The following is a 13,152-nucleotide window of genomic DNA, read 5'->3' as shown; positions in this document are numbered from 1 at the left end:
GGGATGGCGTGAAACCGTTCCTTGATGCACTGAAAGAGAGAATCTTGATCGCAGATGGCGCTATAGGGACATTATTGTATTCATATGGAGTGGACAGATGTTTTGAAGAATTGAATCTTTCTCACCCAAATGAAGTATTGAAAGTCCATAAAGAGTATATTGATGCAGGAGCAGATATCATTCAGACCAATACGTACGGAGCCAATTATCAAAAGCTTTCCAGATACGGTTTGGAAGATTCGGTTAAGGAAATCAATACAGCAGCCGTGAGACTTGCAAAAAAAGCAGCTGGAAACAAGACGTATATTTTAGGGACCATCGGGGGCATAAGAGCCATTAAACAAAATGTGCCACTGGAAGAAATCAAACGGAGCTTCCGGGAACAGCTGTACTGTTTATTATTAGAAGGTGTAGACGGTATTCTCCTTGAAACCTATTATGACTTTGAAGAATTAACCACTGTGCTCGACATTGCCAAACGCGAGGCGGACATTCCGGTCATTGCTCAAGTTTCACTGCATGAGACGGGAGTCCTTCAGAATGGAATGGAATTAAAAGACGCGCTTCACCATTTAGAATTGCATGGGGCCGATGTTGTCGGTATCAATTGCCGTATGGGACCATTCCACATGGTCAACTCCTTGGAAGAAGTTCCATTGCCTAAACGGGCCTTCCTTTCCGTCTATCCCAACGCCAGCCTTCCAAACTATGAAGAAGGCAGGTTTTATTATTCAGCTGAACCTGATTACTTTGGGGATATCAGTAATGAACTACGGCAACAGGGTGCCAGAATCATTGGGGGCTGCTGCGGGACGACACCTGACCACATTCGTTCAGTGGCCGAGAGGTTAAAAAGCCGTGAGCCAGTTAGAGAGAAAGTGGTGAAAAAGAAAAAAGCCGTTCCATTGTCTGCAGCTCCCGTCAAGGGCAACTTGCTGCATGAGCAGGTAAGAAAGAAGAAAACGATCATTGTCGAACTTGATCCACCAAAGCATCTTGACACAAAACGATTCTTTCAAGGAGCCAAGGCATTAAAGGAAGCTGGAATCGATGCGCTGACTCTTGCTGACAACCCTTTAGCATCTCCCCGTATCAGTAATGATGCGATCGGTAGCCTTGTCCAGTCTCAACTCGATTTGACACCACTGGTCCATATTACGTGCCGGGATCGCAACCTGATAGGCTTGCAGTCCCATTTAATGGGCCTGCACACGTTAGGGATTCACAATATATTAGCCATTACAGGGGATCCTGCGAAGATTGGTGATTTTCCAGGTGCAGCGTCCGTATATGATTTGTCATCACTTGAACTGATTGAACTCATTAAACAGAACAATGAGGGAATTTCCTTTTCAGGTAAATCACTTCGGGAACGCACTCAATTCTCAGTAGGTGCAGCATTTAATCCGAATTTCCGTCACTTGGACGCTTCTGTGAAAAGATTAGAAAGGAAAAAGAAAGCAGGAGCAGACTATTTTATTTCCCAACCGATCTTCGGGAAAGAGCAGCTTATACAAGTGCATGAAGCCACCAAGCATCTCGATGTTCCCATCTTTATTGGGATCATGCCTTTAATCAGTTCAAGGAATGCAGAATTTCTCCATCATGAAGTTCCAGGTATCAATGTCCCTGAAGAAACAAGACGCAGAATGAAGGAAGCAGGAACTGATCCTGTCATTGCTAGGACGGTAGGTATGGAAATTGCTAAAGGCTTATTGGATACTGCAGTGGAGCTGTTTAACGGAATTTATCTCATCACACCTTTTGTACGTTATGATATGAGCATTGAACTTGTCCACTATATACAAGAGAAAACCAATACAGAAAGAGAGGTTCCCTATGACCATCACCTTGTTTGAAGAACAGCTTAGGAAAAAGATCATCGTTCTCGATGGAGCAATGGGAACGATGCTGCAGCAGGCAAACTTATCTCCAGAGGACTTTGGGGGGGAAGAGCTTGAAGGATGTAATGAAAATCTAGTATTGACGAGACCGGGAGTCATCCATCAGATTCATCTGGAATATTTAGCTGCTGGGGCTGATGTGATCGAAACGAATACATTCGGTGCAACCCCCATCGTACTCGACGAATATGATCTGGGAGCCAAAGCATATGAAATCAATAAAGTTGCAGCCGAAATCGCCAAAAAGGCGGTACAGGAAATTTCTACAAAGGAGTGGCCAAGATTTGTGGCCGGTTCTCTCGGTCCAACAACCAAAACTTTATCCGTTACTGGAGGAATAAGCTTCGATGAGTTAGTGGATAACTACCGGATACAGGCAGAAGGTCTTCTCGATGGAGGAGTAGATGTAATGCTTCTTGAAACGAGTCAAGATGCATTGAATGTGAAAGCTGCAAATCTCGGAATTCGTAAAGCCTTTGAATCCAGGGAGAAAGAAATCCCTATCTTATTATCTGGTACGATCGAGCCGATGGGCACGACTCTTGCAGGACAGAATATCGAGGCTTTTTATTTATCCCTTGAACACTTAAATCCCCTGGTAGTCGGCTTGAACTGTGCAACGGGACCTGAGTTTATGCGCGACCATATTCGTTCCTTATCGGGTCTGGCTACTACCTATATAAGCTGTTATCCGAATGCAGGCTTGCCGGATGAAGAAGGGAATTACAATGAGACGGCGGATTCACTCAGTGTAAAAATGAAGGGCTTTGCAGAGAAAGGCTGGTTGAATCTTGTTGGAGGATGTTGCGGCACGACGCCGGATCATATTCGCGCTCTTTCAGAAGCAGTGAAGGGACTTCCACCTCGTAAACCCATCGCTTCTCATCCTCATGCTGTATCGGGAATTGAGCCTTTTATCTATGAGGATGAAGATAGAAGACCGATCCTCGTCGGAGAACGGACGAATGTCATCGGCTCTCGTAAATTTAAACGGTTGATTGCTGAAAATAAGATAGAAGAAGCGTCAGAAATTGCGAGGGCGCAGGTGAAAAATGGTGCCCAGGTGATCGATATCTGCCTCGCGGACCCCGATCGTGAAGAAGTGGAGGATATGAATGTATTTATCCAGGAGGTCGTGAAAAAAGTAAAAGTTCCCCTTGTTATAGACTCAACCGATGAGAAAGTACTTGAGGCTGCATTGAAATATTCTCAAGGAAAGGTGATCATCAACTCGATCAATCTTGAAGACGGTGAAGAGCGGTTTGAGAAAGTAACCAAGTTGATGAAGGAATACGGAGCCGCGGTTGTAGTCGGAACGATCGATGAGAAAGGAATGGGAGTAACAACAGATCGTAAGGTGGAAATTGCCCTTCGTTCCCATACATTATTAACAGAGAAATACGGCATCGCTTCAGAAGATATCATCTTTGATCCTCTTGTATTCCCCGTTGGGACAGGGGATCAGCAATACATCGGATCAGCAAGGGCAACTGTCGAGGGAATAAGACAGATCAAAGAAATCCTGCCGGAATGTCCTCATATCTTAGGGGTAAGCAATGTTTCATTTGGCCTGCCGCCTGTCGGAAGAGAAGTCCTGAATGCTGTGTACCTTTACCATTGCACGAAAGCAGGACTTGATTATGCCATTGTCAATACGGAAAAATTGGAGCGATTTGCCTCGATACCCGAAGAAGAAGTGAAAATGGCTGAGAAACTGCTATTTGAGACGACTGATGAGGTATTGGCTGACTTCACAGCATTTTATAGAGGGAAAAAGAAAGAAGTCAAGGTCCCTGTCAATACAATGACGTTGGAAGAGAGATTGGCACATTATGTTGTAGAAGGGACAAAAGAAGGGTTGATTGATGACTTGAACCTTGCCCTTCAGCAATATGATGCTCCCCTTGATATCATCAATGGTCCGCTTATGGCCGGGATGAGTGAAGTCGGGAAACTCTTCAATGATAATCAGCTGATAGTTGCAGAAGTCTTGCAGAGTGCTGAAGTGATGAAGGCTTCCGTTGCTCATTTGGAACCACATATGGAACAAACGGAAAGTTCTTCTTCGAAAGGGAAAGTGATTTTGGCTACGGTAAAGGGAGATGTCCATGATATCGGTAAAAACCTGGTGGATATCATTCTTAGTAATAATGGGTATGAAGTCATTGATTTAGGTATTAAAGTCACACCGCAGGAACTGATCGAAGTCATCAGGAAAGAAGAGCCTGATATTGTAGGCTTGTCTGGGCTCCTTGTGAAGTCAGCCCAACAAATGGTCATTACGGCCCAGGATTTGAAGCAGTCAAATATATCAGTACCTCTTGTGGTAGGTGGAGCGGCGCTTACAAGGAAATTCACTACGAACAAGATTGGGCGGGAATACGATGGTATGGTCCTTTACGCGAAGGATGCAATGGATGGGTTGAGTATCATGAATGGAATTCAACATGAAGAAACAAGGATTGAGCTGGAAGAAGAGAGCCGTGAAAAGAAGAAAAGGCTGTCTCTCAACGAAGAAACTTCAACACAGTCTCCTTCAACGGTTGCAGTCAAAGTACGATCAGCCGTATCTAAAGATGTGTTGGTCCATGTCCCATCAGACCTGATTCCCCATACCATAAGAGAATTTTCACTGGATCAAATACAGCCCTACGTGAATCAGCAAATGCTTCTCGGCCATCACCTGGGGATTAAAGGGAAAATATCAAGATTACTGGAAGAAGAGGACGAGAGAACCATCGGACTGAAAGAGATGACGGATGACCTGTTCCATAAAGCAAAAAAGAAAGGGATGATTCAGGCATCTGCACGATATCAATTCTTTCCTGCTCAGTCAGATGGTGATGATGTTGTGATTTATCATCCGGAAGACCTTTCTATTGAAATAGAGAGATTTCATTTTCCGAGGCAGGTTGGGAATCAACATTTATGTTTAGCCGATTACCTGCGACCTGTAGATAGCGGAGATATGGATTATGTCGGATTCTTTGCTGTAACAGCAGGTGTGAAAATCAGGCAATGGGCAAACGAATTGAAGAATGAAGGCAGATTCCTTGAAAGTCATGCATTACAGGCACTTGCTTTAGAAACAGCAGAAGGGCTCGCTGAAAGGGTGCATGAAATGATGAGAAGCAGATGGGGGTTCCCTGACCCTGTTGATTTTACTATGCAGGACCGATTCCGTACTCATTATCAAGGGCAGCGTTTTTCATTTGGGTATCCTGCCTGTCCCGAACTGGAAGATCAAAAGAAGCTGTTTAAGCTCATTCAACCCGAAAAGATAGGGATCCAACTAACAGACGGTTGCATGATGGAACCTGAAGCATCCGTAACAGCGATGGTTTTCGCTCATCCGGAAGCAAGATATTTTAATGTATTATAATACTCATATTAAAAAGGCAACTTCAAAAAAATGGAGTTGCCTTTTACACTTATGGCGATAAGTTCTAATCTATTCTTATAGAGATCGACTTTGTCAAAATAAAAATGGATAGGTGATAATGAGAGAACTTAAAGTTTAAGGTTAGAGGATGAAGGATAGTCGACTTGTAGAGTAATAAAGGGGAAACACAGAAGTTATAGAGAGTGATTTTCTGCTTTAACACTTTCATTACTAAACGTTGTTTCAAGTATTTCCAGTATTTTTTCTTCTGAGAATCCTGTGACCATTGATAGATTCAGCAAACTAGGTTTAATTCCGATTGAAACACAGAAATGATAGGCACTTTGGATAGCAAGTGTTTCAATACACTTGCGAGTCAGATTGTTCTTCATACTCAAATCAGCTCCCAACAATTTTGACGTATGACTCAGTAGCACCTTTACGATATCAAATGAAGACTCGAGGTTGGTATCTATCAGGAGATCCCTATACATCAAAATAGTATATCGAGACAATCCTTGCTGCCTTTTTCTCACTATATACCATCATTATACACTTTATATTGTGAATTGTAGAGTGTAATTACAAAATAGTGTAGTGTTTTTAGAAAATGCTCATTATTCTGATTTCTAATGAGATATTATCAAAGAGAGAATGCATCGAGGTGGGAAAAAGGCGGAATGTAGCCGATCATGGGGTTAGAATAATCGGTGAGTGTGTTTAAGAACGAACTATGAGGGGAGATAGGGATAGAGTTTCATCTAAACTTCAGGAAAATGAAAAAATTGAGCATCTATATGTATGGATGTTTTTTTGCGAGTTTGATTGCAAGGAAAATTACAACTACTCGAAAATGGTATGGTCAATACCTTGAAATTAAATATCTTGAATTAAAGATAATTATCGTGTATGATACAACTATAAGGTAAATACTATTCCTTAAGGAGTGAAGATCAGATGAAATTGAAACCATTAAAAGGGCAGCATCACGTTTCTGCCATTACGGCTAATGCCAAGAAAAACTTTGAATTTTATACCGAGACACTCGGACTTCGATTAGTGAAGAAATCCATCAATCAGGACGATACGTCGGTTTATCACCTATTCTATGCAGATGAGAGAGGGAACCCGGGAACGGACCTGACATTCTTTGAGATTCCACATGCAGGGAACACCTATGAGGGTACGAACAGTATCTCATTAACCGCACTGAGAGTGAACACCGATGAATCTCTGTTTTACTGGAAACGACGTTTTGAAGAGTTGGGTATCGATCATGAAGATATTTCCCATCATACAGGGCGTGCAAGCTTAAGATTTCGTGATTTCGAAGGTCAGCGGCTCATGCTTGTTTCAGATGAATTGAATGAAGGGGTTGCAGGTGGGAAACCGTGGGATAAGAGTCCTGTTCCTGTAGAACACGGGGTGGTCGGTTTAGGTCCCATCACGTTGACCGTTGCCCGCGGGGATGACACAGCAGTGGTCCTGACGAAGGTTTTGGGCTTTAGAGAAACGAGAAAGTTTCCTTCCGACATAGAAGGGCAGCCTGATATACGTGTATTTGAAACAGGTGAAGGAGGAACCGGAGGAGAGGTGTATCTCCAAGAAAGAAGCGACATCCCCCGGGAAAGGCCTGGTAGAGGAAGTGTCCACCATGTTGCGTTCCGTGTAGAAGACGAACAGGAACTTCATAAGTGGGTCGAGTGGCTCAATGAAAATCGCTTGCCGAACTCAGGTTTTGTTGAGCGATACTATTTCCGTTCCCTCTACTTCCGTGAACCGAATGGAATTCTCTTTGAACTTGCAACAGATGGTCCTGGATTCGAAACGGATGAGGATTTCGATACATTAGGCGAGAATTTATCTCTCCCTCCATATTTTGAAGCCCAAAGAGAATCCATTGAAGCGAAGTTAAAGCCTTTGGATACGAAAGAGAAAGGAGGGAGATAATGTGAAACATATTTTCAAACAGGGAAACAAAAATTCGCCTACACTCTTATTACTTCATGGAACAGGAGGGGATGAACGCGATTTACTCCCCCTTGCCGGGATGATTGCACCGGAAGCTTCGGTTTTAAGTGTGAAAGGGAACGTGGATGAAAATGGGATGGCACGGTTTTTTGCACGCTTACGAGAAGGAGTCTTCGATGAGGAAGATTTGGTTTTCCGTACAGGGGAATTAAATGAATTTATTGATTCAAGTGCTGAAACTTACGGTTTTGATCGGGATAATGTAGTAGCCTTGGGGTATTCCAATGGTGCCAATATCGCAGCAAGCCTGATATATCACATTCCTGGATCGTTAAAAGGAGCCATGTTATTTCATGCCATGGTACCAAGGCGTGGAGTGGATCTCCCTGATTTGAATAGGGTTCACGTATTTATAGGAGCAGGGAAACGAGATCCTCTTATCCCTACAGAAGAAACCAGGGAACTTGTAAAAAATCTAAAGGATGCTCATTCTCCTGTTACGGAGTTTTGGACAGATGGCGGACATGAGCTTCGCAGGGAAGAAGTAGAAGAAGCGAAGAGTTGGTTTGTCAATAACTTTCAATAATGGAAAGAACACCGGAGACATTTGTCTCTGGTGTTTATTTATGGCCCAATAATATGCACCTTCTATTTAAGACCTATCCCATCATACGCCTTAAATACTCGTAACATTTCCAGGGTCAGAATCCCCCGCCACTCCGTTTCAGCAATGGGCCAAGTATTCTCAAATTGTCCGAACCAGGACCAATTGGGCTGCCAATACCCTTGTGGATACTGATTTATTGCCTCCTGATTCAATTGAATGTGTACCTCCTCTTTAAGAGCTTCAAAAAATGGAGAGGCAGGCTCATTCGCTACCTGAAGTGGTTTGGCCACGTACTCATTCCACTTTGAAGGATCTGTACATACTGTATCCCTGACATGGCTTATGAGAATGGTGTACAAGGTCGATTTCGTCTCTCCATGAACCTCTTGCAACATTCGCGCATAACAGAGAAAATCATGCATGTCTATAGGATGGGGCAATTGTTTAAGCTCATGGAGGGCTTTATCCGTCCATTCCGAAAGTCGGGAATGCTGAGGAGAGTACCGATGAAAGTAACCTACAATTTCAGCATTGGGATTTGCCCAGGTGGTTTGTACGCCGCAATGGCCCTTTTTAGGGTCAAAGTGCCACCAAGGAGCATGTGGCACGGAATTGACCCTCTCTGATACAGCATTCCATCCTTGGATTTCTTCATCATATGTGTGATGGAGGTATTCGAGTGCCTTTTGGACGATGGGATGGTCGGAAGCTAGTCCTATATTCTTTGCGTTCTGTAATCCAATAGTGGTTGCGAGTGGGGAGGAACTGTCCAGGCGAAAGTCAGGTTCGATGGATCGACCGAATCCTCCATCCTCATTTTGATAGAGGGATAATTCATTTATGACTTCCTCTTTCCTTCCCTCCTCGAAGTAATAGCTGAATAACTTCTGTTCAAGTGGTCTTGCATGCTGTTGAATGTAATCTTTTGCTTTCTTCCATTGATCGATGGAAAGATACATGTGGAAAACTCCTTCCTTTCTTTGTATTCGTTATACATTATCTATTGATAAGTGAAATTCCTGCTTTTTAGAGAGATTTTTCAGAGGTCCTCCCTCATGAAATATTGATGCCTGATTTTCGGCGGCGTTGTTTTGGCTTTGTATTATAATGAAAGAAAGAATAGGACGTGGAGGGATTGTGGATGATATCGCTGGATTTACAAAAGGAATACTATCAGGCTTTGTTAGAAAAAAGAACGGATTATGAGGGGATATTCTATGTTGGAGTAAAAACAACGGGTGTCTTTTGCCGGCCGGCATGTCCCGCCAGAAAGCCGAAATTCGAGAACTGCGAATTCTTCGAGACGGCAGAGCAAGCACTTCTGGCGTCCTTTCGCCCATGTAAGAGGTGTAAACCTTTATCTCATCCGAATAGTGTCTCAGAAGTGGTAAAGATGCTAGTGGATGCGGTAGAAGGTGACCCTGAGAAACGATGGAAGAATAAGGATCTGGAGGAGCTAGCTATAGATGCGTCCACTGCAAGGCGACAATTTAAGAAAAGATTCGGTATGACATTTGTTGAATATGCAAGAGCACGCAGAATGGGGTTGGCCATGAAGGAAATCAGGTCGGGATTGCAGGTCATCGATGCCCAGCATGCATCAGGTTATGAGTCAGGCAGCGGGTTTAGAGATGCTTTTTCGAGGATCATGGGGGCACCCCCATCATCTTCACAGCACAGTACCGTGTTAAAAGCGGCTTGGATCGATACAAAACTGGGACCGATGATCGCTATTTCAGATGACAAGTCATTGTATTTATTAGAGTTTGTAGACAGACGGGGGCTTGAGCGTGAGGTGGAAAGGTTAAGGGAGAAAACAAAGGCAGCAATCATACCTGGGTCCTCTGAACCTCTTCGTTCAATCGAAAAGGAACTGACCGACTATTTCAATGGCAATTTGTCAGAGTTTCACACTACTATCACTATGATTGGCTCGCCATTTCAACAGAGTGTTTGGCACGAACTAAAAAAAATTCCAATTGGAGAAACAAGATCTTATACCGACATGGCGGAAAGCATTGATCATCCATCGGCCGTTCGTGCAGTTGCCAGGGCAAATGGATGTAACCAGCTCGCCATCATCATACCCTGTCACAGAGTGATCAGAGCAAATGGTGATCTTGCGGGTTATGCAGGCGGTGTTACCCGAAAGAAATGGTTAATCGAGCATGAAAAGAGGATGGCAAATAAGAAGGATCGGACTTAAGGAAAACTAGAGGATCACGGGCGAAATGGATGTTGCAGAATCTATGAATAGCTACTAGACTATGAGATAGAGTTTATTTACAGAATCGGGAGCAGTGATATGAGGATTTTGATAAAAGCTGTAATGTTAGCATTAGGCGCAAGTATACAAGGTTTGGCTATGGCTGTATTTTTGTTTCCACACCTCATTCCTTCGGGTGGAGCAGCAAGTGTGAGTGTTCTGTTTCATTACCTGCTGCATATTCCTTTTGCCGTTACCCTTTGGGTGATGAATGTATGTTTATTGGGGGCAGCTGCGAAATGGCTGGGTAAGGAAAATGCCCTTTGGACCATGTATTGTGTATCCGTTTCATCAGTGGTTGTAGATATCTCAGATCAAGTTGTAGCGGGCACTGTTTCATTTGTGTACGTGGATCTCTTCATTGGAAGCATCCTTTTTGGTATCGGGGTCGGGATTCTCTTCAGGATGGGAGCTTCTTCAGGTGGAATGGACATTTTAGCACTCATTATATCAAAACTGAAAGGGTATTCTCCTGGGAGGACTCTATTCTTTATTAATGGAAGTGTATTGCTCCTAACAGGTATCGTCGTCGATTTCAGCCTTATTATATATGCCATTGTTTGTCAGTATATCGGGACAAGGACTCTTGATTTCATCAACAACTTCGATATCAAAGGCAGGATTCCAAGACTGGGAAACTATTGAATAAAAGGTCCGTCCCTCTTTGATGAGGGACGGACCTTTTATTTAGGATATTTCTTTAATGATCGATTTGACGGTGTGTGTGGGCGAGTTTTCAAACAGTGAGATGTATTGAAAGAGTTTGTTTTTGGGCAAAAGGTGTTTGCGTATTTCTTTGGTTGATTTTCCTTCGAGATGAGCCTTCTTTACGTTATCTTGAAGATTAAGAAGGTAATCTCTTTTCTTCTCTAATAACTTTCTACCATGCTTCAAATGACCTTGATGAGAGCAATAGACTTCTTGAAAAGAGTATGACAGTGTCTTATTAATGGAGCGGATCAATTCGGGAACGGATTCAAATGAGAAATTGGAAGTGGGCGAATGAAATAAATATAAATCCCCTGAGAAGCAAATCCCCTTCTCTTCATCAATAAGAACAATGTGATCCTCGGCATGGCCAGGAGTATGGACAATTTGGAATGAATGATGCTCGGTCACGAACACATCTTCCTGAAGAGCTCTAGGATGAAATGGTGCACGATTGTGCCAGAACAAGGCTCGGTAGAATGGAAGCTTGGTCCTCTGTTTGCATGCGTTTACTCCCAAGGGATGAATCCATTGAGGAATGGAATAAAATCTTTCAATCCAAGCACTATTGCCCGTGTGGTCCTCATGGTGATGAGTATGAATGACCCTTTTGATAGGTAGATCTTTCACAATCGAACGAACTTCATTTTTCATACTATATGGCCCGGTATCTATTAGAACATCATCAACTTGAAAAAAATAAACGGGCATTTTTTGACCAAATGTTTGAACGTCTAATTTAAATGATTGTATCAATTCAGTTACTCCTTGAGAATTAGTGTTATAGTACAATATTCGAATGAAATGGGAAAAATCCTGCATGGATTATATTTTTTCATGAAAGAAAGTGGGACGGACCTCGAATATCGGCTATAACTAGCAGTAGAAAAATGATAAAATAAAATAAAAAAGTTGTGCTATATAGGGGGAAGTGCTTTGCAGAAGTGTAATGGATGTAAGAATCAATTTAGATGGAAAGAGCTTTTGTTTTCCATATGGAAATCTTATTCACCAATAGAATGTAGTCATTGTGGAAAAAGGCATACAATTAGTTCAGTTTCCAAATTTATTGTTTCCTTTCTCATTTTAGTGCCTGCAGTTGTATTCGGTTTATTGATTGCTCCTGAACAAGGATTGTCAAAACCGGTAACTTTTTTCCTGATTGTGTTAATGGCGTTTGTCATTTCAATTTTCCTACCGTTATTCGTCAAATATGAATATAAGAAGGGATCATAAAAAGAGCTGCCGACCGGGGCAGCTCTTTCTATTTCCACATGATCACTTCTTCTTCATTTCTTTTAATACTTCTTCTAAACGATCAGGGTAGTTGGTGAACATTCCTGTCACGCCCCACTCGATCAATTTTTTCATATCTTCTTTTTCCAAGACGGTGTAAGGGTGGACCAAAAGGTCATGATCTCGTACTTTCTCTACATATTCTTCATCGATCTTTTTATAGCTCATTCCAAGACCAACTGCATATTCCTCGTAGTGGTCAAGCTCATCTTCCGTAATAGTGGCATCCGTCTTATAATCAATTAATTGAACAAGTGGGATATCTTCGTTCATATCATGTACTTTTTGAAGACTTTCTTCACTAAAGGACTGTATGATCACTTTACTTGAAGGTCCATTTTTCCTTATCAGATTGTACTCATTCAGAATTTGAAGTAATTTTTTCTCCATACCTGGATATACTTCAGGAGATTTTGTTTCAATGTAGTAGTGCTTGTCTTTTCCAAAGTGTTGGATGATTTCTTCAAGCGTTTGAACCTTCAAGCCATTGTATTCAGGCTTGGCCATATCAGGGTGCATATCATTAAACCATGAACCAGCATCCAAACCCTTGATTTCTGCCAGTGTATAATCTTTTACCAGTCCAGTTCCATCAGTTGTTCGATCAAGCGTTTCATCATGCATGGCAATCAATTCACCGTCTTTTGTCATCTGCAGATCAAGCTCTATGTAGTCCCCTCCCATTTCGTCTCCCAGTTCATAAGATGGAAGAGTATGCTCTGGAGCATATCCAGATCCTCCTCTGTGCGCAATGTTCAAGATTTGGTTGTCATTCATTGCTGGATGACCAGTTTCCGCAAGTGCAGGCTGAACGGAAGAGGCGCCTAGCCCAATCATTGCCGCAGATAAACAAACTTTCTTTACTAGTGTATTCATTTTACATTCTCCCTTCTGAAGTAAACTCAAAATAAGGATATAATATGAATTTGAAAGAAAATCATCATGTTTGAAAAGCTTGTGTGAACATTGGATTAATGGAATATGACAGCTGAGACTATAGATACATGACCAATGAATG

Annotated in this window: 11 protein-coding genes; 7 read left to right on the top strand and 4 right to left on the bottom strand. The window is 42.4% G+C overall.

The window, feature by feature from the left end; genetic code table 11:
* Positions 1-8: 8 nt before the first annotated feature.
* The gene (locus ACIGG7_RS21185) at positions 9-1,859 is read left to right on the top strand and encodes a bifunctional homocysteine S-methyltransferase/methylenetetrahydrofolate reductase (protein WP_397550974.1); all 1,851 of its coding nucleotides are present in this window, start codon (positions 9-11) and stop codon (positions 1,857-1,859) included.
* Positions 1,840-5,286 (top strand): methionine synthase, encoded by a 3,447-nt coding sequence (gene metH, locus ACIGG7_RS21180; protein ID WP_397550973.1) that lies wholly within the window; start codon positions 1,840-1,842, stop codon positions 5,284-5,286. Before ACIGG7_RS21185 ends, metH begins: the two co-directional genes overlap by 20 nt.
* A 194-nt stretch (positions 5,287-5,480) precedes the next feature.
* Here metH and ACIGG7_RS21175 read toward each other — a convergent pair whose 3' ends face one another.
* Positions 5,481-5,822, bottom strand: a complete 342-nt coding sequence (locus ACIGG7_RS21175; protein ID WP_397550972.1) for a hypothetical protein — start codon at positions 5,820-5,822, stop codon at positions 5,481-5,483.
* Between the two features lie 421 nt (positions 5,823-6,243).
* Between ACIGG7_RS21175 and ACIGG7_RS21170 the strand changes: the two genes are divergently transcribed.
* Together ACIGG7_RS21170 and ACIGG7_RS21165 are read left to right on the top strand one after the other, a co-directional pair.
* Positions 6,244-7,236: a ring-cleaving dioxygenase gene (locus ACIGG7_RS21170; RefSeq protein ID WP_224940975.1), complete on the top strand. Its 993-nt coding sequence runs from the start codon at positions 6,244-6,246 to the stop codon at positions 7,234-7,236.
* A 1-nt stretch (position 7,237) separates the two neighbouring features.
* Positions 7,238-7,843, top strand: coding sequence for an alpha/beta hydrolase (locus ACIGG7_RS21165; RefSeq protein WP_397550971.1), 606 nt, complete (start codon positions 7,238-7,240; stop codon positions 7,841-7,843).
* Between the two features lie 62 nt (positions 7,844-7,905).
* Here the strand turns inward: ACIGG7_RS21165 and ACIGG7_RS21160 are convergent, their stop codons facing one another.
* Entirely contained in the window at positions 7,906-8,823 is a 918-nt protein-coding gene (locus ACIGG7_RS21160; protein ID WP_397550970.1) for a hypothetical protein, read from the bottom strand.
* Positions 8,824-9,005: 182 nt separating this feature from the next.
* Here ACIGG7_RS21160 and ACIGG7_RS21155 point away from each other — a divergent pair, with 182 nt between their 5' ends.
* The gene (locus tag ACIGG7_RS21155; protein WP_397550969.1) at positions 9,006-10,070 is read left to right on the top strand and encodes a bifunctional transcriptional activator/DNA repair enzyme AdaA; all 1,065 of its coding nucleotides are present in this window, start codon (positions 9,006-9,008) and stop codon (positions 10,068-10,070) included.
* A 99-nt stretch (positions 10,071-10,169) separates the two neighbouring features.
* Positions 10,170-10,775, top strand: a complete 606-nt coding sequence (locus ACIGG7_RS21150) for a YitT family protein (protein ID WP_397550968.1) — start codon at positions 10,170-10,172, stop codon at positions 10,773-10,775.
* Positions 10,776-10,817: 42 nt separating this feature from the next.
* On the opposite strand, the gene ACIGG7_RS21145 is transcribed toward ACIGG7_RS21150, so the two are convergent.
* Complete coding sequence (locus tag ACIGG7_RS21145; protein WP_224940970.1) at positions 10,818-11,594, bottom strand: MBL fold metallo-hydrolase; 777 nt, start codon at positions 11,592-11,594, stop codon at positions 10,818-10,820.
* A gap of 156 nt (positions 11,595-11,750) precedes the next feature.
* Between ACIGG7_RS21145 and ACIGG7_RS21140 the strand changes: the two genes are divergently transcribed.
* Positions 11,751-12,074, top strand: coding sequence for a TIGR04104 family putative zinc finger protein (locus ACIGG7_RS21140; protein WP_397550967.1), 324 nt, complete (start codon positions 11,751-11,753; stop codon positions 12,072-12,074).
* 42 nt (positions 12,075-12,116) lie between these two features.
* On the opposite strand, the gene ACIGG7_RS21135 is transcribed toward ACIGG7_RS21140, so the two are convergent.
* Positions 12,117-13,010: a glycerophosphodiester phosphodiesterase gene (locus ACIGG7_RS21135; RefSeq protein WP_397550966.1), complete on the bottom strand. Its 894-nt coding sequence runs from the start codon at positions 13,008-13,010 to the stop codon at positions 12,117-12,119.
* Positions 13,011-13,152: the final 142 nt, after the last annotated feature.

The organism is Rossellomorea sp. NPDC077527, assembly GCF_044542955.1.
Taxonomy (GTDB): Bacteria; Bacillota; Bacilli; order Bacillales; family Bacillaceae_B; genus Rossellomorea; species Rossellomorea aquimaris_E.
This window is presented reverse-complemented; position numbering and strand designations above follow the sequence as displayed.